General features: G+C 66.7%; 16 protein-coding genes and 1 tRNA gene. 9 read left to right on the top strand and 8 right to left on the bottom strand.

Annotated elements, in window-relative coordinates; all coding sequences use genetic code 11:
* The first annotated feature begins 165 nt into the window (after positions 1–165).
* A tRNA-Val gene (locus ACFPN1_RS05895) sits at positions 166–240 on the top strand.
* Positions 241–365: 125 nt separating this feature from the next.
* On the opposite strand, the gene ACFPN1_RS05890 is transcribed toward ACFPN1_RS05895, so the two are convergent.
* The 7 genes from ACFPN1_RS05890 to ACFPN1_RS05860 all read right to left on the bottom strand — a co-directional run bounded on the left by ACFPN1_RS05890 (position 366) and on the right by ACFPN1_RS05860 (position 7,940).
* Positions 366–1,667 carry a dicarboxylate/amino acid:cation symporter gene (locus ACFPN1_RS05890; protein ID WP_386753746.1) on the bottom strand — a complete coding sequence of 434 codons (1,302 nt, stop codon included), beginning with the start codon at positions 1,665–1,667 and terminating at the stop codon, positions 366–368.
* A gap of 26 nt (positions 1,668–1,693) precedes the next feature.
* A complete protein-coding gene (locus ACFPN1_RS05885; protein WP_386753745.1) occupies positions 1,694–2,137 on the bottom strand; it encodes a hypothetical protein in 444 nt (147 codons plus the stop codon).
* A gap of 15 nt (positions 2,138–2,152) precedes the next feature.
* Positions 2,153–2,947 (bottom strand): L,D-transpeptidase family protein, encoded by a 795-nt coding sequence (locus ACFPN1_RS05880; RefSeq protein WP_386753744.1) that lies wholly within the window; start codon positions 2,945–2,947, stop codon positions 2,153–2,155.
* Positions 2,948–2,964: 17 nt separating this feature from the next.
* Positions 2,965–3,816, bottom strand: a complete 852-nt coding sequence (locus ACFPN1_RS05875) for a MurR/RpiR family transcriptional regulator (RefSeq protein WP_386753743.1) — start codon at positions 3,814–3,816, stop codon at positions 2,965–2,967.
* A gap of 275 nt (positions 3,817–4,091) precedes the next feature.
* Positions 4,092–5,189 carry a dipeptide epimerase gene (locus ACFPN1_RS05870; RefSeq protein WP_386753741.1) on the bottom strand — a complete coding sequence of 366 codons (1,098 nt, stop codon included), beginning with the start codon at positions 5,187–5,189 and terminating at the stop codon, positions 4,092–4,094.
* A gap of 189 nt (positions 5,190–5,378) precedes the next feature.
* Complete coding sequence (locus tag ACFPN1_RS05865) at positions 5,379–6,767, bottom strand: C40 family peptidase (RefSeq protein WP_386753739.1); 1,389 nt, start codon at positions 6,765–6,767, stop codon at positions 5,379–5,381.
* A 3-nt stretch (positions 6,768–6,770) separates the two neighbouring features.
* Positions 6,771–7,940: a DUF819 family protein gene (locus ACFPN1_RS05860; RefSeq protein ID WP_386753737.1), complete on the bottom strand. Its 1,170-nt coding sequence runs from the start codon at positions 7,938–7,940 to the stop codon at positions 6,771–6,773.
* A 228-nt stretch (positions 7,941–8,168) separates the two neighbouring features.
* Here ACFPN1_RS05860 and ACFPN1_RS05855 point away from each other — a divergent pair, with 228 nt between their 5' ends.
* From ACFPN1_RS05855 to ACFPN1_RS05835, 5 genes are all read left to right on the top strand, one after another.
* A complete protein-coding gene (locus ACFPN1_RS05855; RefSeq protein ID WP_386754056.1) occupies positions 8,169–9,629 on the top strand; it encodes a transglutaminase-like domain-containing protein in 1,461 nt (486 codons plus the stop codon).
* A 42-nt stretch (positions 9,630–9,671) separates the two neighbouring features.
* The gene (locus ACFPN1_RS05850; protein WP_386753735.1) at positions 9,672–12,590 is read left to right on the top strand and encodes a TonB-dependent receptor; all 2,919 of its coding nucleotides are present in this window, start codon (positions 9,672–9,674) and stop codon (positions 12,588–12,590) included.
* Between the two features lie 82 nt (positions 12,591–12,672).
* Positions 12,673–13,944 carry a diaminopimelate decarboxylase gene (gene lysA / locus ACFPN1_RS05845; protein WP_386753733.1) on the top strand — a complete coding sequence of 424 codons (1,272 nt, stop codon included), beginning with the start codon at positions 12,673–12,675 and terminating at the stop codon, positions 13,942–13,944.
* Positions 13,941–15,482 (top strand): serine hydrolase, encoded by a 1,542-nt coding sequence (locus ACFPN1_RS05840; protein WP_386753731.1) that lies wholly within the window; start codon positions 13,941–13,943, stop codon positions 15,480–15,482. Before lysA ends, ACFPN1_RS05840 begins: the two co-directional genes overlap by 4 nt.
* A complete protein-coding gene (locus ACFPN1_RS05835) occupies positions 15,479–16,543 on the top strand; it encodes a serine hydrolase domain-containing protein (RefSeq protein WP_386753730.1) in 1,065 nt (354 codons plus the stop codon). The genes ACFPN1_RS05840 and ACFPN1_RS05835 overlap by 4 nt, the downstream gene beginning before the upstream one ends.
* A gap of 92 nt (positions 16,544–16,635) precedes the next feature.
* Here the strand turns inward: ACFPN1_RS05835 and ACFPN1_RS05830 are convergent, their stop codons facing one another.
* On the bottom strand, positions 16,636–17,676 hold the full coding sequence (locus ACFPN1_RS05830; protein ID WP_386753729.1) for a LysR family transcriptional regulator: 1,041 nt from the start codon (positions 17,674–17,676) through the stop codon (positions 16,636–16,638).
* A gap of 202 nt (positions 17,677–17,878) precedes the next feature.
* Between ACFPN1_RS05830 and ACFPN1_RS05825 the strand changes: the two genes are divergently transcribed.
* From ACFPN1_RS05825 to ACFPN1_RS05815, 3 genes are read left to right on the top strand one after another with little or no spacing between them, the layout of a single operon-like run.
* A complete protein-coding gene (locus ACFPN1_RS05825) occupies positions 17,879–18,148 on the top strand; it encodes a DUF2798 domain-containing protein (protein ID WP_386753728.1) in 270 nt (89 codons plus the stop codon).
* Positions 18,145–19,104 (top strand): SDR family oxidoreductase, encoded by a 960-nt coding sequence (locus ACFPN1_RS05820; protein ID WP_386753726.1) that lies wholly within the window; start codon positions 18,145–18,147, stop codon positions 19,102–19,104. Before ACFPN1_RS05825 ends, ACFPN1_RS05820 begins: the two co-directional genes overlap by 4 nt.
* On the top strand, positions 19,101–20,315 hold the full coding sequence (locus ACFPN1_RS05815) for an efflux RND transporter periplasmic adaptor subunit (protein ID WP_386753725.1): 1,215 nt from the start codon (positions 19,101–19,103) through the stop codon (positions 20,313–20,315). Before ACFPN1_RS05820 ends, ACFPN1_RS05815 begins: the two co-directional genes overlap by 4 nt.
* The last annotated feature ends 39 nt before the right edge of the window (positions 20,316–20,354 follow it).

Raw genomic sequence — 20,354 nt, 5'->3', positions numbered from 1 at the left:
TCACGCCCCGATGACGGGTTCGACAAAGGTGATCGCGCCCGTGGGGCGCTCCTACGTGCGCATCGCAGGCGGACGCGCGCGAAACGGCGATCATCGAACGCTTGCCGCGCGGGGCGCTGACGGGCTACACTGCGCGCCCCTCGCAGCAGGGTTTCCGGCTGCAATGGGCGGTTAGCTCAGCGGTAGAGCACTACCTTGACATGGTAGGGGTCACAGGTTCGAACCCTGTACCGCCCACCAATTAAATCAACGGCTTAGGCCGTTTTTAATTGCCTTCCCCTGATGTGGAAGGAGTATGGAAAAACGCCCCTGATCGGGGCGTTTTTCGTTTGCGGCGAAGGTCAATCGACGTACCCGCCGTGTCGTCAGGGCGGCGTCGAAGCCTTTTCCGGAAGGACGTCCCGCCTTTCGCTCAGGGGCGCCTCCTGTGTGCCTTCGCCGACGCCGCCCCGCCGGGCGACCACGCTCGTCGCCGTGAGGTCGGCCGTGACGTTGCCGACGGTCGCGAACACATCCGGGATCGTATCCAGCGCCAGCAGCACGCCCAGCGGTTCTACCGGCAGGCCCAGGGCCTGGGTGACGGGCATGTTGGTGGCCATGAAGCTCACCTGGCCGGGCAATCCGACCGACCCCATGCTGATGACGACCGCGAGCGCGGCGCCGGCGACCAGCTGCATCGCACTCAGGTCGACGCCGTTGGCCCAGGCGATGAAAGCCGCCACGCCCACGTACTGCATCGGACTGGTGATGCGGAACAGCGATACCGCCATCGGCAGCACCAGCGAGGTGACAGGCAGGGGATAGCCGAGTCGCGCGCCGGCGCTTTCGATCATCGCCGGTAGCGAGGCGAGCGAGGACTGCGTGCTGGCCGCGATCGTCTGCGCGGGCAGGATGGCCGAAGCGAAGCGACTGACGCGTTCGCCCCCCGCGAGTGCCGCGACCGGGTACATCAGCAGGATCACCGCGCCGTACAGCGCGACCTGCAGGCCGATGTAGGTGCCGAACACGCCGAGCATGCCGCCGCCGACGCGCGCGCACACCGCCAGCACCAGCGCGAACACGCCCAGCGGCGCGGCCCACAGCACCCAGCGCACGATCACGATCATCACGTCGACGATGGCCTGCACGAGTTCGAGCAGCTGCTGGCGACGCGCGGGTTCGATGCGCGCGACGGCGAAACCGAAGAACAGCGCGAACACCACCAGCGGCAGCATCGCGCTCTGCGCGGCCGCGGCCAGCGCATTGCTCGGAATGATCGCGGTGAACCATTCGCCCAGCGACGAAGGCACGCTCAGGCCCGCCGCGCCGGCGTCGCCCGCGCGCAGCGATTCGGCCAGCCCCTCCGGTCGCGGCAGCAGCGACAGCAGTGCCGGTGCGCCGATGGCGGCCAGCGCGGCGCCGACCGAGAGCAGGACGAGGAAGCAGACGATCGCCTGGCGCGCGATGCGTCCGGACGCCGCCGCGTCGCGGGCGGTGTTCACACCCAGGATCACCAATGCCGCGACCAGCGGCACCACCGTCATCTGCAGTGCGTTGAGCCACAGGCGGCCGATCGGTTGCAGTGCATCCGCGGCCTGCACGGCGATGCCCGGGTTCCACCAGGCCAGCAACAGGCCGATGGCGGCGCCAAGGAGAAGTCCGAGCAGTACGCGGGCGGTGGTGGACATGGTTGTCTCTGTTGGGTGGGGGTGGATCAGGTGAGGCGAAGGAGGCGCGAGTTTCTGTCGTTCCCGCGGCTTTCAATGGACGCATGTCCGGTCAGGCGGGAGCCGCTTCCGCGATGAATGTCCGCTCGTTCAGGGCCTTTCGCTCTGTCTTGGAGGCCCTCCATCTCGGCCGTCCGTTCGTTGACGCGAACAGCAAAGACACTGGATTCCCGCTTTCGCGGGAATGACGAGCAACAGCGACGGCAACGGCAAAGCAACAGCAACAACAACGGCAACAGCAACAACGGCAACAACGGCAACAACGGCAACAACAGCAACAACAGCAACAACAGCAACAACAGCAACAACAGCAACAACAGCAACAACAGCAACAACAGCAACAACAGCAACAACAGCAACAACAGCAACAACAGCAACAACAGCAACAACAGCAACAAAGCAACAACGGCAACAACAGCAACAACAAACATCAGACGCAGGTGGCGCTACCGGGGCGGCGCAGGCAACTGCCACTGCAAAGCCACTCGTCGGTACTCTGCCTCCGGCAGCAGCACGAACACCGGTGCGCTTCGCGGATCCAGCCACTCCAGCAACTGCTGCATCACGCCATCGGCCATCGCCGTGCATCCCGCGGTCGGCTGGCCCGGCGCCTTCCACAGGTGCGCGAAGATGCAACTGCCGGCACCCGGTTGCGCGCCGGGGTTGTGTTCGATGACGAAGCCCAGGCGGTAGCGCGTGTCGCCGTTGGCATGCAGGTCGCGGCGCATCGGTTCGGTGGAACCGGCGACGGCCTGCTCACCGACATCCGCTGCGCTGACGATGGCGTTGTAGTGCGGTGAGCCGACCACGTCGATGCAATAGTCGGTCGCGTCCATGCCCCGATACGGCCACGCCGTCGCGGCGCTATCCGCGTAGCCGAACGCCGTGCCGAGGGCGAAGACGCCGGCGGGGGCGCGGCCGTCGCCCTCGCGTTTCTGCGGCCCGGTGGATTGCGCAGGATGCAGGCCGATGCCCCAGGCACTGCCGTTGCGGCCGACCATCACCGGCGCGGCGACACCGACTTCGCGCCAGTGCGCGGTCTGGCCTGCGTCAGTCGTCTTCTCGAAACGGCGCAGCTGTCCGCTGTCGGCATTCCAGTCGGCCGTAGTCACCAGGATCAGTTGCCGCGCATCCGACCAGGGCAGCGCGGTGCGTGGCGCGCTCGCGCAGGCGCTCAGTGTCAGCAGCAAGGCGGCGAGCGCGAGGCGAGGCAACCGGCGTAGCGGATTCGATCGGGACATGGTCGATGGGTCCGGATTCAGCTGTCGAGCAGATCCTGCATGTGTTCGAGGTTCTGATCGAGCAATCCGCGGCGCGCCTCGCTGGATTCGCACAGCAGCACGAAGATCAGGTCGAGCAGGTGCGACAGCGCGGACTGGTAGAGCAGCGGTTCGATATAGCGGCGGTCGTCGTGCGCCGACACCAGCAGCGCGAGTTCGGCGTGTGCGCGCAGCGGGTTCGGCGTGTGTCGCGTCACCGAGACCACGTGTCCGCCGCGTTCGCGCGCGCGGTGGCTGATCTGGCACAACGTGGGCTGGCGGCCGTGTTCCGAGAACACGAACAGGACATCGTCGGCCGATGTGGTCGACACGCCCGCGTGCATCAGTGCGGCGTCGACGTAATGCACCGTCAGCACGCCCAGCATCGACAGGCGTGTCGCGAAGGCACGCGCATGGATGCCGTCCTCCCCCAGTCCGATGATGTAGACCTTGCCGGCATCCTGGATCAGCCGCGCCACCGCATCGATCTGCTCGGGCGGGTTGATCAGGCGCGTCGCTGCCTCGGCCTGCGCCTTCAGCTGCCACAGCGCATCGGCCAGGGCGCTGTGCGGGTGCCCGACCGCGGGTATGGAAGTAGCGGCAACCTCTTCCTTGCCGTCGCCGCGCGCCATCGCCTGGACGATGGAGTACTTGAGGTCGGGATAGCCCTTGAAGCCGAATTTCTGGCTGAATTTCACCACGCTGGACTGGCTGATCCCCAGCGCGTTGGCGAGTTGCTGCGAGGAGTAGTCGCGCAGCAGATGCGCATTCTCCAGCAGGAAGTCGGCGATGCGGCGTTCGATCGCGGACATCTGGTCGCGCTCGGCGCGGATTTTCAGCAGGGGCGACATGGAACGCATTCCGACATTTGCGACCAATCCGTGTGAGGTCTTCGTTCGTCCCGAGCGTAGCGGACGTGGTCCGCGGAGTCGAAGGGCGTGGCTTTGAGGGGTGCGGGCACGAGGTCCTTCGACTTCATGCCTGCGGCGCTACGCTCAGGACGAACGGGAAGCGGAACGGTGTGTCGAGCCGACGAAGCCGCGGCTTGAGGCGGGCCCTTCGACTTCGGTGCTTCGCACCTACGCTCAGGGCGAACGGGCGGGTGAGGTGACTTCATACCCATTGCCTACGCCGCAATCGGCTCCATTCCCTGGATGCTACGGATGCCCAGTCCCGGCGCATCCGTGATCGAAATCTCCGACTCGTTGAAGAGCACGCCGCCGTCCACCGGGTTGTAGGCGCACAGCGAGGGGCCGTCGAGGTCGACCTTGGTGATCGCGTGCGACTTGGCCACCGCCAGGTGCACCGCGGCGGCGACGCTGATGCTGGATTCGAGCATGCAGCCGATCATGCATTCCACGCCGTACAGCGCGGCGATGTCGGCGATGCGGATCGCGTTGGACAGGCCGCCGGTCTTCATCAGCTTGATGTTGATGATGTCCGCGGCACGCATGCGGATCAGGTCGATGACTTCGGTCGGGCCGAACACGCTTTCGTCGGCCATGATCGGCGTGTGCACGCGCGAGGTGACGTAGCGCATGCCTTCCAGGTCCTGCGCCTTGACCGGCTGCTCGACCAGTTCCAGGTGGACGCCGGCTTCCTCGAGCATGGTGATCGCATAGACCGCCTGCTTCGCGGTCCAGCCCTGGTTGGCGTCCAGGCGCAACAGCGCGCGGCCTTCGACCGCGGCGTAGATCGCCTTGACCCGCTCGATGTCGACGCCGATGTCCTTGCCGACCTTGATCTTCAGCGATTCGAAGCCGCGGTCCACCGCGCTGATCGAATCGGCCACCATCTTGTCGATGTAGTCGACGCTGATGGTGATGTCGGTGGTGATCACCGGATCGCCACCTCCCAGCATCCTGTACAGCGGCACGCCGTAGAGCTGGCCGAACAGGTCGTATACCGCGATTTCCACCGCGGCCTTGGCACTGGTGTTCTTCTCCAGCGCGCCCTGGATCAGCTGGGTGATCCGGTTGAGGTTGGCGACGTCCTGGCCGATCACGCGCGGCGCGATGAACTTGCGGATCGCCTCGAGGATCGAGCCGTGCGTGTCGCCGGTGATCACCGCCGTCGCCGGCGCTTCGCCGTAGCCGATGTGGCCGGTATCGGTATGCAGTTCGACGACGATGTCCTCGACCGCCTCGACCGTGCGCAGCGCGGTCTTGAACGGAGTCTTCAGCGGGACCTTCAGCAGGCCGAAGCGGATGTCGGTGATTTTCATGGGTGGATTGAGCGGGGAAGTAGAAGCGGGAACGGGGAACCGGGAAGCGGGAATGAGGGAGCGCCGTGGCCCCTGCGATGCGGTGGCGATGAGCATGGGGCGGGAGTACGCACCTGGAGCGGACGCGGGATCGCCAACTTGCGCTTCCCCGTTCCCTGTTCCCCGTTCCCGCTCTTCATTCCCCCGCCCTCACTTCCGGATGCGCTGGATGTTGGTGATGCGATCCACGTAGCTGTGCTCGCGGCTCGCCATCAGCGGCGTCAGCGGCGAGACGGTCACGCCATTGGTTTTGGCGCGATGCGCGGTGCCGTCGCGGTCGTACCAGGTGAGCCCGGTCGTGTCGTGGATGACGTAGGGCTCGCCGTCGATCTGGCCGATCACCATCATCACGTGGCCCGGGATGTAGACGAGGTCGCCGACCTGCAGATCTCGCACGAGCGCCATGCGGCGGGCGCGGTCGTCCTTCGCGGTCAGTTCGATGCGGTTGAGCGCCGGACTCACCGCCTGGTCGCGCGTGTTGCGCGGCAGCTGCACGCCCAGGCTGCGGTAGACCTCCGAGACGAAGCCGCTGCAGTCGCGGGCGTCGTAGCCGTGGCCCCAGCCGTAGCGTTCGCCGAGGAAGCGGAAGGCCTGGCGGATGATGTTCGCCTTGGTCAGCGGCAGGTAGTCGGCGCTGCTGGGCTCGCGGCGCGGCAGCAGGGCGGGCGCGAAGCGCAGCGAGCCGTCGTCGTTGCGTACCGGCAGTTCGATCACGTGCGCGGTGTAGCCGTGCTGGCCGTTGACCGGATCCGACGTCGGCCAGTCGGCCAGCACCGGTACGCGCACGCCCATGTCGAGCTGCAGTTCGGACACTTCGGGCGCTTCCGGCGTGAACACCGTATGCACTTCGCCGTCGGTGACGATGCGGTAGGGCGTCTTGCGGCCATAGCCGAGCACCGCATCCTTCGCGCCGAGGGCGACGAAGCGCTTCTCGATCCACGCCGCGTAGCGCGGGCTGACCACGAACCACCAGGCGCCGTCGCGACTCTCGTGCGCGATCGCGACCGGATCGCCCGGGAACAGCGCGCTTTCCTGGAAGCGGTCGATATCGTGATCGTCGGCCGAGCTGAAGATGCGCTGCATCGTCGGGAAGGCGCGCAGCGGCGCGCGCTGCACGACCAGGCCGAAGCGGGTTTCGCGCGTGGCGGGCACGCCGGCGACGTTCGCGTTGTCGACGATTGCCTCGATGGTCGCGTGCGGCACCGATTGCCCGTGTTCGTCGAACAGCGGCTTGTCGGGCGGCGTCGACAGCGACTCCACCCACTGCTGCACCGTGGCACGAGGCAGCGCGGCGGGCAGGGCACCGAGGTCATGGATGCTCTTGTCGAGCGCGAGCAGGCGCTCGTTCTGACGTGCAATCGCGTCCGTATCGAGCACTACGCGGTCGGCATCCGGCAGACGATCGATCCAGTACTGCGGCTCCAGTTGCGCGGTGTCGACGCCGATCACGCCGGTATCCGCCGGCACCGGCCATTCGCGGGCGTGCAACGGGACGGCGGCGAACAGGAATCCGGCGAGGAAGCAGGTGAGCAGACGCATGGTTCAGATTCCCGATGTATGCAACGCGGGCGAAAGCGAAGACAGCAGTCCGGCCATCGACAGGCCCACGCCGGTGCCGAGTACGAGGCCGAGAGTCGCCAGCAGCACTGCCGCCGGCACCAGGGCGCGCGAATAGGTCGCCGCCAGCACTGGCGCGGTGGCGACGCCCCCGATCTGCGCCAGCGAGGCGATGCCGCACGAATACAGGTCGAAGCGGAACAGGCGCGCGAGCAGGGCGAGCAGGGCGATATGCAGCAGCAGCACGCAGAAGCCGACCACGACGAACAGCGGTGCCGTGGCGAGTCCGGCGAAGTTGCTCTGCGAGGCGAGCACGGCAACGAGCAAGGCCAGCATCGCACTCGCCAGCGGCGCGGGGACCGGCGAGCGGGCGGCGCTGGTGCGCGCGATGACCAGCCCCACCACGGTCGCGATCAACACCGTCCACGCCGTCGTCGTGAGCAGACCGTTGACGGGAAGCCGCGCCGCGATCGCGCTCGACACGTTGCCCACGACCAGCGCCATGCCGATCCACAGCAGGACGTTGCCCGCGCCCGCGTTGCCGGAGGCCTGCAGTTCGACGTCCGGCAGCGGCGGCCGCGTATCCGCGCGCGTCCAGCGATCGAACGTCGGCGCGAACCGTCCGGCCGAAAACAGCACCACCACCCACACCGAGTAGCACAGCGCATCGGCGAGCAGCACCGAGGGCAGCAGGTTGTCGGGCAGGCCGATCGACTGCTTCACCGCGACCAGGTTGGCCGAACCGCCGGTCCAGGTCGCGCTCAGTGCGGACAGCATCATCCAGCCTTCGCGCGGCAGGGCGTGGCGGAAGAAGAGATAGACGATCGCGATCGCGGCCAGGATGCTCGTCATCGCGCAGGCGAACACCGCGAGCATGCGCGGCCCGAGTTTCAGGATCGCGCGCAGGTCGCAACCGATCATCAGCAGGAACAGCAGCGCGGGCAGCAGCTGCGCGGTCAGCGTGCGCTGCGTCGCGGCGATCTCGTCCGTGGCGTGCCACGCGCCGCCGACCGCGAGTGCGGTGACGAACAGATACGTCAGGACGATCGGCGGCAGGATCGAGAACAGCCGCCAGCCGAACCGGCGCTCCAGGGTGGGGAAGAGGCCGGCCGCCAACAGCAGGACCGCGACGTAGGGCCAAACCGTTTCGATCATCAGGTTGCAGCTTCCCCGGGACGCGCCGTCCGACTCGAGAATAAAAACTTCTTAATTTCGGATAGTCAAGAATAAATTATTGACCAGCCCATCCGGCCATGTTACACAGCGGCTACTTGCCCTATCCGGTGCGCCCGCATCGTGGATCGTTTTTCGCTTCCCGCGGCATCGACGACACCCGTCCAGCGCGCTGCCCACGCCGGCTGGCGCTGGTATCTGGCGACGGCGGTGTCCGGCGCGATCCTGTTTTCCTGGGCCGCGGGCGCCAGCGAACACGTCGGGGAAGTCACCGCGCGCATCGACGCCGGCCAGTTCCGTGCGGCCGAAACGCGCATAGATGCCGCTCTGCGGCAACCGGGCCTGGCGCCGGAGACGCGCCACGATCTGGAATTCCAGCGCGAGCGCATGCGCCGCATCCGCCTCGACTTCCCCATGACCGAGGCGCAGGTGAAGCAGCGTCTGCGCGAACGCATTCCCGATCTGCGCGACGACGAATTCGCGCAGTGGAAGGCGTCGAACCAGCTCGAGCACTACGACATCGACGGCGAGCCGTTCTACTTCACGCGCTCGGTTTCCAACCTCTTCCTGCTGAATCCGCAGGCCGCCGCCCGCCGCACGCCGCCGGTGAAGCCGCCCGCCTACGGTCCGATGGAGCGGCCCAATGCCTACCACTTAAAAGCGCTGCGCGAAGCGCATGCGACCGGCAAGCACAGCGTCGCGCCGCGGCGCGTGCGCGTGACCCAATCCCTGATCGTCAATGCCGATGCGGTGCCGGCCGGTGAAACGCTGCGCGCGTGGATCCCTCTCCCACGCGCGTTGCCGGGCCAGCAGGAGGGCCTCCGTGTCCTGGCCTCGCAACCGGCCGCGCACCGCATCGCACCCGAATCCACGCTGCAGCGCACGGTCTATCTGGAGCAGCCCGCGAAGGCCGGCACGCCGACGAAATTCTCGATCAGCTACGAAGTCACCGTCTTCGGCCAGGCCTACCTGCCGGATCCGGCAAAGGTCGAGCCGCTGCGCGGCGAAGCGCTGGTCGCGAAGCATCCGGAACTCGCCGCGCACCTGGGCGAACGCCCGCCGCACATCGTCTTCAGCGACGACATTCGCGCGTTTTCCAGACAGGTCGTCGGCGACGAAATCAATCCGTACACCATCGCGCGCAAGCTGTTCGAAGCCGTCGACCGCATTCCCTGGGCCGGCGCGCGCGAGTACTCCACGATCACCAACATCAGCGACTACGCGCTGCATGCCGGGCACGCGGACTGCGGTCAGCAGACCTTGTTGCTGATGACGCTGCTGCGCCTCAACGGCATTCCCGCGCGCTGGCAGTCGGGAATGGTTTTCTCGGATGGCGACTACGACAACCTGCACGACTGGGGCTGGTTCTACCTCGCCCCGTACGGCTGGATGCCGATGGACGTCACCACCGGCCGGCTCACGGACGCCGGCGACATCACCGGGAAGGATCCTGGCGTCGAGTGGTTCTACTTCGGCGGGCTCGACGCCTATCGCCTTGCCTTCAACGACGACTACGGAACGCAGTTCGTTCCGCCGAAACAGCATTTCCGATCGGAAACCGTGGATTCCCAGCGCGGCGAAGTGGAGTGGAAAGGGGGAAATCTCTATTTCGACCAGTGGGATTACACGTTCGAGGCTCACGTATTGCCGGAGTCGAAGGCCAGCAACTGACGCTCGCGACGGACGGCTCACACATCACGGGGTGGAGGGGACATGAAAGCCAAGCGGTTGGTGTCGAAGCGGTTGAGGAAGTCGGCGTTGTGCGCCGCCATGGGGCTGTGCCTTTCGTCGGGCCTGTTGTGGCAGCCGGCGTTCGCGGCGAATACGGATGGCTCGCTGGTGGGGCGCACGACGCCCGGCGCGACAGTGACGGTGCGCAGTCCGGACACGGGTTTCACCCGTACGGTCACGGCTGACGCCGAAGGCAACTATCGCTTTCCGTTCCTGCCGGTGGGCAACTATCAGGTCGAAGCGACGCGTGACGGCCAGCAGGTGACGCAGCCGTTGCAGACCAGTATCAGCCTGGGCAACGCGACCGTGCTCAACATGGGCGGCGGCGATGGTGCTACCAACCTTGCCGCGGTGCAGGTCACCGGCTCGCGGGTCATCACTCCTGTCGATGTCACTTCCACCGAGTCGGCCACCAACATTCGTCGCGAAGAGATCGAGCGCTTGCCGGTGCAGCGCGACATTACCGACGTGGCCACACTGGCTCCCGGAGTCAATCGTGGCGAGTTCGGCGGCATTTCCTTCGGCGGCTCCTCGGTGGCCGAGAACACCGTCTACATCAACGGCCTGAACGTCACCGACTTCTACAACCGCGTCGGCTTCTCGTCGCTGCCGTTCTCGTTCCTCGACGAATTCCAGATCAAGACTGGCGGCTACTCGGTCGAATATGGACGCAGCACCGGTGGCGTGATCAATGCCGTGACGCGTCGTGGTACCAACGAGTTCCAGGGCGGTGTCGACCTCGTAGTCGACGGCTTATGGCAGGCGGAAGGCGAAAACCACCCGAACCTGTTCCGGCGCTGGGACGAGTCCCGCCAGAATGACTACGCGGCCTGGGGCTCGGGCGCGCTGATCCAGGATCGCCTGTTCTTCTTCGGCATCTACGAGAAGCGCGACCTCGACTCGCAGAACACCGACGACGGCGGCGAGAACTTCTTCGACAACCGGGGCGACAACGATTTCTGGGGCGCGAAGCTCGACTGGCAGATCAACGACGCCAATCTGCTGGAACTGTTCGGTTTCTCGGACAAGAGCAAGACGGTCAGCGACAACTACGAATTCGACACAACCACCGGCAGGCGGGGGCAACTGCGCAACACTGTCACCAGCGAGAACGGCGGCGACAACTGGGCGGCGACCTACACCGGCTACTTCACCGACAACTTCTCGATGAAGGCGATGTACGGCGAGAACGAACGCTCGGCGTCGGCGCTGGGGGCCAACGACGATCGCTGCAGCCTGGTCCAGGACCGGCGCATGAGCGACTCGTTCCTCGGCTGCACCAGCAATACCTCCGTGATCGACCGCAACGACACGCGCGAGGCGACGCGCCTGGACTTCGAGTGGAACATCGGCGACCACCTGCTGCGCTTCGGTGCGGACCACGAGACCAACACGTCCGACTACAACAGCCACTATCCGGGCGACGGGCTGCGTTACGAAGTCAACAACGCCGGCGCGCGCGTCAACGGCGTCGACGTGCCCGCGGGGACCGTGTACGTGCGAACGCGTCAGGTCGCCAACCAGGGCACGTTCGAAACCGAGAACGCGGCCTACTACATCGAGGACAACTGGAACGTCACGTCCAACCTGCTGCTGAACCTGGGCGTGCGCGTGGAAAGTTTCGACAACAAGGACGCGGCCGGGCACAGCTACATCAAGCTGGACAACATGGTTGCGCCGCGCTTCGGCTTCTCCTGGGACATGAACGGCGACGGCCGCTCCAAGCTGTTCGGCAATGCCGGACGCTATTACCTGCCGGTTGCCAACGTGATCAACATCAAACAGGCTGGGCCGTTCCTGGATGCGCGCCGGTTCTACTTCTGGGACGGCACCTTCGCGCCGGGCGACAATCCGATTCCGGGTCTCGGGCCCGAAATCGGCACGGTCGACGATTCCCAGGGCGACGGCAGCGTCGCCGACTTGCGCGGCGAAGTCGACAAGGACATGGACCCGGTCTACCAGGACGAGTACATCCTCGGATTCCAGCAGGTTCTGGGCGAGAAGTGGTCGTGGGGCGTAAGCGGGACCTACCGCAAGATGCACAACGCCATCGACGACATGGAAGTGGTCAACGCATGCGGCGACAGCGGATTCGTGATGGGCAACCCCGGCCAGGACCTGACCTATTTCACCGACACCGACTGCGATGGCGAAAGCGACGGCTTTGTCACCATCGATACGTCCAAGACCGGTTGGGAACTGCGTGACGGGACCATGATCGGTTGGGTCAAGCCCGAGCGCACATACAAGGCCGTCGAACTCCAGCTTGATCGTGCCTGGGACGACAAGTGGTCGTTCAATGCCACCTACGTGTGGTCGCAGAGCAAGGGCAACTACGAGGGGCCGGTGAACTCGGACACCGACTTCTCCGATTCCGGCCGCACCGAGGCCTTCGACAACCCGTTCGTGGAAATCGGAGGCTATGGCTACCTGCCCAACGACCATCGCCACCAGATCAAGCTGCGCGGCAACTACGCGATCACCGACCACTGGATCGTCGGTGCAAGCCTGGATGCCAAGTCCGGGCGGCCGATGAGCGAATACGGCGCGGGCAACCCGTTCGACGACAACGAGTTCCTGACCCACTACATCTGCGAAAGCGAACCGAGCCTGTGCTACACGCCAGACGGCCAGTGGCGGCTCGCGCAGCGCGGTACCTACGACACGCTGCCGTGGACGTACAACCTCGGTGCGAGCCTCGCCTACAACGCGACGTTCGGCCGGGTGAAGCTCAACGCCAAGTTCGCGGTCTACAACCTGCTCAACGATCAGCGCGTTATCGAGCGCAACGAAACTCGGCAGGAAGAAGAGGGCGTGGGTCTGATGAATCCGTTCTTCGGCCAGGGCACGGCGTACCAGTCGCCACGCAGCGCCCAGTTCATCCTGTCGCTCGTGTTCTGACGCTCGACCGGACGGCTCGCATTGCGGGCCGTCCGGCATGCAGCGGCGCGGAGCATCATGCGCTTCGCAAGAGGTCTTTCCGTTGACGATCTATCAGTCCTTCCTGCCCGCAGCCGGCACGCTCGATGGCGTTGACCTACCGACACTCGCAGCCCACCTGCCCACGCCCTTCTACGCCTACTCCGCGAGCGCGATCCGCAATCGCGTCACGCAGCTGCAGCAGGCGCTGAAGGGCCTGGACGCACGCCTGTGCTTCGCGGTAAAGGCGAATTCCAACATCGGCGTGCTGAACCTGATGGCGGGGCTCGGCGTCGGCGCGGACATCGTGTCGCTGGGCGAACTGCGGCGTGCGCAACGCGCCGGCATCGCGGCTTCGCGCATCGTGTTCTCCGGCGTCGGCAAGACCGAGGAGGAGATCGCGGCGGCGCTGGTCGCCGGCGTGTGGCGGTTCAATCTGGAATCCGCCGACGAACTGGCGTTGCTGCAGGCGGTGGCAAGACGTCAGGGCGTGATCGCGCGCGCAGCGGTGCGCGTCAATCCGGACGTCGATGCGCGCACCCACGCGAAGATCTCCACCGGCAAGGCGGAGAACAAGTTCGGCGTCGGTTTCGACGAGGCGCGGATCTGGTTCGACGATGCGGCGCGCTATCCCAATGTCCGGCTCGATGGCCTGCATGCACACATCGGCTCGCAGATCCTGGAACTCGCGCCGTTCGAGGAAGCGCTTGGCCGGCTGGCCACCTTCTGGCGTGAACTCCGGGACGACGGGCACATCATCGAGAGCATCGACGTTGGCGGTGGCCTGGGCGTGTGCTATCGCGCCGGTACGGACAGGCCGCTGGCCGTGGCGGACTATGTCGCGGCGATCCGCCGCGGACTCGAGGGTTATCGCGGCCGCATCGTGCTGGAGCCGGGTCGCCATCTCGTCGCCGAAGCCGGCGTGCTGGTCACGCGCGTGATCCGGGTCAAGCATGGCCAGGAGCGCGACTTCCTCGTGCTCGATGCGGCGATGAACGACCTGATGCGTCCCGCGCTGTACGACGCCTGGCACGACATGCATCCGCTGCACGCCGAACCGCGCCCGCTGCAACGCTACGACGTGGTCGGCCCGGTGTGCGAGACCGGTGACACCTTCGCCCGGGACCGGCAACTGCCGCGCTGCGAGGCGGGCGACCTGTTGCTGATTGCCGGCGCCGGTGCCTATGGTGCGTCCATGGGTTCGAACTACAACTCGCGGCCCTTGCCCGCCGAGGTGCTGCTGGATGGCGGCCGCTACGCGGTGGTGCGTCGCCGCCAGAGCTTCGAGCAGATGCTCGCCGGCGAACAGTTGCCGCAGGCATGGCACGCGGCATGAAGATGCTCTGGTTGCTGCTGCTGGGATGGCTGCTTTCGCCCGCCGCGATGGCGGCCGACGCCGCGTTCGACGCCGCCTTCGACGACGTCATGGCGCGCTATGCGTTGCCGGGCCTCGCCGTTGGCGTCGTCGAGAACGGCGAAGTCGTCTACACGCGTACCGCGGGCGAACTCGTCGCCGGCGAAGGACGCAAGGTCGATGCGCAGACGCTGTTCAAGATCGCCTCGAACACCAAGGCGATGACCACCGCCACGCTGGCGCGACTGGTCGATGCCGGCAAGCTGCGGTGGGACGATCCGGTGACGAAGTATCTGCCGCAGTTCCGCATGCACGATCCGTGGGTCACGGCGAACATGCAGGTACGCGACCTGCTGATCCACAACAGCGGCCTGCGCGCCGGTGCGGGCGACCTGATGCTGTGGCCGGAACCGAACACGTTCACGCGTGCCGACATCATCCACGGGCTTGGGTACCTGCAGCCGCAACACAGCTTCCGTTCGCGCTACGACTACGACAACCTGCTGTACATCGTCGCCGGCGAGGTCGCCGCGGCCGCCGGCGGCGCGCCGTACGAGACGCTGGTCCGGCGCGAGGTCTTCGCGCCGCTCGGCATGGAACGTTGCCGGGTCGGCGAGTGGCACGTCGATGAAGTCGGCAACGTCGCACAACCGCACATGCACCGGGACGGGCGCAACGTGCCGGTGCGCAGCGATGGCGACGTCATCCATGCGACCACGATGGAGGCGGCCGGCGGCATCCGCTGCAGCCTCGACGACATGCTGACCTGGGTGCGCGCGTGGCTGGCGCCGCAGGGCAGCGCGAAGGCGTGGCTGTCGCCGGCGCAACGCCAGACCGTGTGGACGCCGCAGATGACGATGCCGGTGTCGCAGCGCATGCGCGAGTGGGACGGCAGCCATTTCTCGGCCTACGGCTATGGCTGGCGGCTGGCCGATGTCGACGGCGACTTCAAGGTGTCGCACACCGGCACGCTGATGGGGATGTATTCGGCGGTGACGATGCTGCCCGAGCGCGGCGTGGGTTTCGTGATCCTCATCAACGGCGAGGGCGACGAGGCGCGCACGGTGCTGACGGAAGTGCTGGTGAAGCACTACACACGGCGCGATCCGTCGCTGACGGTCGCGCATTACGCCGGGCTGATCGCGGCGGAAGAGGGCGCGCGTCCGGTCGCCGAAAAGGCTCCGGACACTTCGGACCGTCGTCAGGCCACGGCGAGCGAATTGCGGGCCCGTTTGGGCATCTACCGCGATCCGTGGTTCGGCGAAGTCTCATTGTGTCGCGATGGCGACGCGGTGCGTCTGCGCGCCACGAAGTCGTCGCTGCTCGACGGCATCGTGCAGCGCGTCGGCGACCGTTGGCTGGTCGACTGGGATGATCCCAGCGTCGATGCGGAGGCGTGGCTGCAGTTTGCGGATCGAAGCGACGTGCCGGCCCTGCGCCTGGGCAAGGTCGATCCGCAGGCCGACTTCAGCTACGACTACGAGGATCTCGCGTTCGCGCGCGTGCGCGAGTGCCCATGAACCGCCGTCGCGCGTGGCATGCGATCGCGGTCGTCGTCGCCATCGCGCTGCTGGCCGCCTGCGCCACCGGAGGAAGGAGCTTGGATCGCGAAATCGACACGCTGATGCGCGATTACACCGGCGATGTCCCGGGTGCCGCGGTGCTGGTGCTCCGCGACGGCGCGCCGCTCGTGCGCCGCGGGTACGGCCTGGCCGATCTCGAAGCCGGCACGCCGGCGACGCCGCAGACGAACTACCGCCTGGCGTCGGTGAGCAAGCAGTTCACCGCCGCCGCGATCCTCCTGCTGGCGCAGGACGGCCGCCTGCGCCTGGACGACAAGGTGCGCCGCTGGCTGCCGGACCTGCCGCCCGCGGCGGCCGACATCACCATCGAGCACCTGCTAACGCACACCTCGGGCCTGGTCGATTACGAAGACCTGATGGATCCCGCCGACACCCGCCAGGTCCACGATGCCGATGTGCTGAGCCTGCTCGCAGCGCAGGACCGCACCTATTTCCCTCCGGGCAGCGGTTATCGCTACAGCAACAGCGGTTATGCCCTGCTGGCGCTGATCGTCGAGCGCGCCTCGGGCCTGCGTTACGCCGATTTCCTGCGCGAGCGGATCTTCCGGCCGCTGGGCATGGACGCCACCGTCGCGTATGAATCGGGCATCTCGGAGGTCGCGCATCGCGCCTACGGCTACAGCTTCGAAAACGGTGCCTGGCGGCGCACCGACCAGAGCACCACCAGCGCCGTGCTGGGCGATGGCGGCAACTATTCGTCGCTCGACGACCTGGCGAAGTGGGATGCCGCGCTCTACGACGAGCGCCTGCTCAAGGCGTCGTCGCTGCAGGCAGCCTTCGCGCCGCACACCGCCACCGACGACCCGCAGGTGCGCTACGGCTACGGCTGGCGCATCACCGGCGAGACCCTGTGGCATTCGGGCGAGACGATCGGATTCCGCAACGTCATCGTGCGTTACCCGCGCCGGCACCTGACCGTCGTGGTGCTCACCAATCGCAACGATCCGGAACCCTACGCCCTGGCCAAGAAAATCGCGGAATCGGTATTGCGCCCATGAGCGGTGCGTCGTCCGCGTAGCCGGCGCGCTGCATTCGGCTCGACACGCCAACGGCGCGATCCTCCCGGACCGCGCCGTTGGCCTTTTGCGCGTCAGACCAGCGCTTCCTCTTCGGACGGCTCCTCCGCGGCCGCCGGCGCGGGGCTGAGCTTCTTCTTCGCCTTGCCCCCGGCCGTCGCCAGCGCCTGTTCCTGCTGGCGCTTGAAGATCGGGCAGAGCTCTTCCATGTAGTTCGCGTCGAAGTTCAGGCGTTCGACCAGGAAGTCCACGAACGCGCGCACCTTCGGCGATTGCGTCATGCCGCGCGGGAACACCGCGTTGAATTCGTACTCCGGTCCGGTCCAGCCCGCCAGCACGCGCTGCACGAAACCGTGCTCGGCGAGCGGCTTCATCATCACGTCGGCGGCGAGCATCAGGCCTTCGCCGCAGAGCAGGGCGCCCTTGATCGCGCCGTAGTCGTTGGCGACGAAGATCGGATCGATGCGGTAGTCGTTGGTGCGCTCGCCGTCGCTGAGCGACCACACGAAACCGTTGCCGTTGCGCCGCGCCTTGTGCATCGCCAGCGTCGCGTGATGCACGAGATCGTCGGGGTGCAGCGGCTCGCCGTGGCGCTCGATGTACTGCGGACTGGCGAAGACCTGGGTGCGGAACACGGCGAGGCGGCGCGCGACGAGGTTCGAATCGGGCAGGTGGCCCACGCGCAGCGCGACGTCGATTTCCTTGTCGATCAGGTCGAGCGGTTCGTTGCTCAGCAGCATCTCCACGCGCACCTCGGGATGGCGCGAGCGGAATTCGCCCAGCAGCGGCGCGATCTTGTCGATGCCCAGCGAGTAGGGCGCGGTGAAGCGCAGCCAGCCGCGCGGGCCGCTCTGCAACTGGCCGACGGCGCTTTCGGCTTCGTCGAGTTCGCGCGCGATGCGCTGGCAGTGCTCGAAGTACACGTTGCCGGCTTCGGTGAGACCGAGCTTGCGCGTCGTCCGGTGCAGCAGTTGCGCGCCCAGGCGCGTTTCGAGTTCCTGCACCTTGCGGCTGACGGTGGTCTTGGGAAGGCGCAACGAACGCGCCGCGGAAATGAAGCTGCCGTGTTCGACGACCTTGACGAAGATCAGGGTGTCGTTGAGATCGCGGGTCATGGAGAGGGCCTGATAAGGCCTTGAATGGGCGGTTGCCGCGGATCGGACCGCGGCGGGTGCGTCCATGGAAGGCGGGTGGGGAAGGGGGAACGCCTTGAACTGCAATTGGACCGATTCCGGGACAATTATTCCCTTAATCGACGGCTAATCAAGTGCCACCTGCGGGACTAATCTGCGCGCCATTCCATCCGGTGTTGCAGTCATGTTGTCCTCGCCCCGCGCCCGTCTCGCTTACCTGCTGACCATGCTGCTGGCCTTCGCTGGCATCCTCGGGTTGGCCGTAATCGCGTTGGAACAAGCCATTTCGGCGGGTCCGGCCGAGGCGTGGATGATGGCAGGCGTGCTGGCCGTGGTCGTCGCGCTGCCCCTGGCCCTGGTCCTGCTGCCGGTGGCCGGCTGGCTGCAGCGGCGGGCCCGCAAGGTGGTGATCGTCCCGAATGCGGGCCAAAATGTCCCGAGGGCGGGACGATGAAGTCCTCGATCCTGATCCTGGATGCGACCGGGCCCGTCGGCCTGGGCGCGGTCAAGGCGACGGTCGAGGCCGGTTGGCCGGTGGTCGCCGTGGCGTCGGACCCGCAGGCGCTCGAGGCGCTGCGCCGGCGCTATCCCGAAGCCCGCCTGCAGACGGTCGTCGGTTCGGTCGCCGACGAAGCGGCTGCGGCGGCGCTGATCACCGAGCTGCGCCGCTTCGGCCAGCCGTTCCTGGGCGTCATCGCCGCGCTGGGCGTGGGCGACGCCCGCGGCCGCTTGCTCGACCAGTCCTCCGAACTGTTGCGCCGCAGCTTCGACGAAACCGTGCTGCCGCACCTGATCGCCGCGCGTCATCTGCTGCCGTGGCTGGCCGAGTCGGGCCGCAACTGCGGTTATGTCGTCATCGGCGGTCCCGGTGGTCGCAATCCGTGGGCCGGTTACGGTCACCGTTCGATCGCGGCGGCGGCGATCCGCATGCTTTCGCGTGTGCTGCACGGCGAAGCGCAGGCCTACGCCGTACGGCTGCAGCTGCTCGAAGTCGAATCGCCGCTGCGCACCGATGCCAACGAGAAATACGCGTGCCAGCAATGGCCGTGCGCCGACCACATCGGCCGCAAGGCGCTGGCGCTGCTCAGGCACCGCAACGACGCGAGCTGCAACGACGCGATCGTCGATTACCGCCACTGCAGCGGCCATGACACCGCGGAGGACGATGCCGCCTCGGACAGCGACGATGTCGAAGCGCCGCCGCCCCGTTCGTCGCTCACGCAGGACCGCGGGTTGACCTTCCCATCGGGGCAGGCTTCATCGTCCGCCTCCGCCGATCCACCGCAAGAAATGGATAGCGACGCATCCCTGCTGCCAGCACGATGTCTGCAGGACGTGCACAAGCTGCTCGAACACTTTTCCCCCCGCCGATCCTCCCCCAGGAAGAAGAATCAGGAGCGTACGAAATGAGCCGCAGGAACCTCTCCCGCTCAGGACTGTTCCGGCCCCACGCCGGTTTGTCGTGGCTGGCCGTCGCGGCCGGCATCACCCTGCTGCTCGCGCTGTCGGGCTGCAGCAGCGAAGCGGCGCCGAACGCCGGCATGCCGCCGCCGCCCGAAGTCAGCGTCGCCAACGTGCTGGCGAAGAACGTGCACCAGTGGGACGAATTCACCGGCCGCGTCGCGGCGGTGGAAACCGTCGAGCTGCGCCCGCGCGTGAGCGGCTACGTGCAGAACGTCGTCTACAAGGAAGGCCAGGAAGTCCACAAGGGCGACCTGCTGTTCGTGATCGACCAGCGGCCGTACCTTGCCGCCCTCGATCGCGCCCGCGCCGAGCTCGAACGCGCACGCGCCGAAGCCCGTCTCGCCCAGGCGCAGGACGCGCGCGCGCAGACGCTGATCGAAGCCAAGGCGATCTCGCGCGAGGAGTTCGAACAGCGCAAGGCCAACACCTCCGGCACGAATGCGGCCGTGCGTGCGGCCGAAGCTGCCGTCACTGCCGCGCAGCTCGATCTGCAGTTCACCCAGGTGCGCTCGCCGATCGACGGTCGTGCGGGCAGGGCGCTGGTGACCGAGGGCAACCTCGCCCAGGCCGACAGCACGCTGCTGACCACGGTCGTGTCGCAGGATCCGGTGTACGTCTACTTCGAAAGCGACGAACAGAGCTTCCTGCGCTACACCGAACTCGCGCGCAAGGGCGAGCGGGCCGCGACGAAGAATCCGGTTCGCGTCGGTCTGGCCACCGAGACGGGCTACCCGCACGAAGGCACGGTCGATTTCGTCGACAACCAGGTCGATCCACGTACCGGCACCATCCGCGCTCGCGCGGTGCTGAAGAACCCGGACCGCCTGTTCACGCCGGGCCTGTTCGCGCGCGTGCAGTTGCAGGGCAGCGGCGAGTTCAAGGCGCTGCTGATCGACGACAAGGCCGTGCTCACCGACCAGGATCGCAAGTACGTCTACGTGCTCGGGCCGAAGAACGCGGCAGTGCGCAAGGACGTCGTGCTCGGTCGCAGCATCGATGGCCTGCGCGTGGTCGAGTCGGGCCTGACGCCGGAGGACAAGGTGATCGTCCACGGCGTGCAGAAGGTCTTCTTCCCGGGCATGCCGGTGTCGCCCAAGCAGATCGCCATGGGTGCGCCGCCGCCGAAGCTGGTCGCGACCGCCGCCGGTTCCAGGTAACGCGTACCGCGCTTCAACCGGATCGATCGTCGCAGGTTT

Source organism: Lysobacter yangpyeongensis (assembly GCF_042655745.1).
Taxonomy (GTDB): Bacteria; Pseudomonadota; Gammaproteobacteria; order Xanthomonadales; family Xanthomonadaceae; genus Agrilutibacter; species Agrilutibacter yangpyeongensis.
Note: the sequence above shows the minus strand (reverse complement) of the source record. Positions and strands in the feature narration are given on the sequence as shown.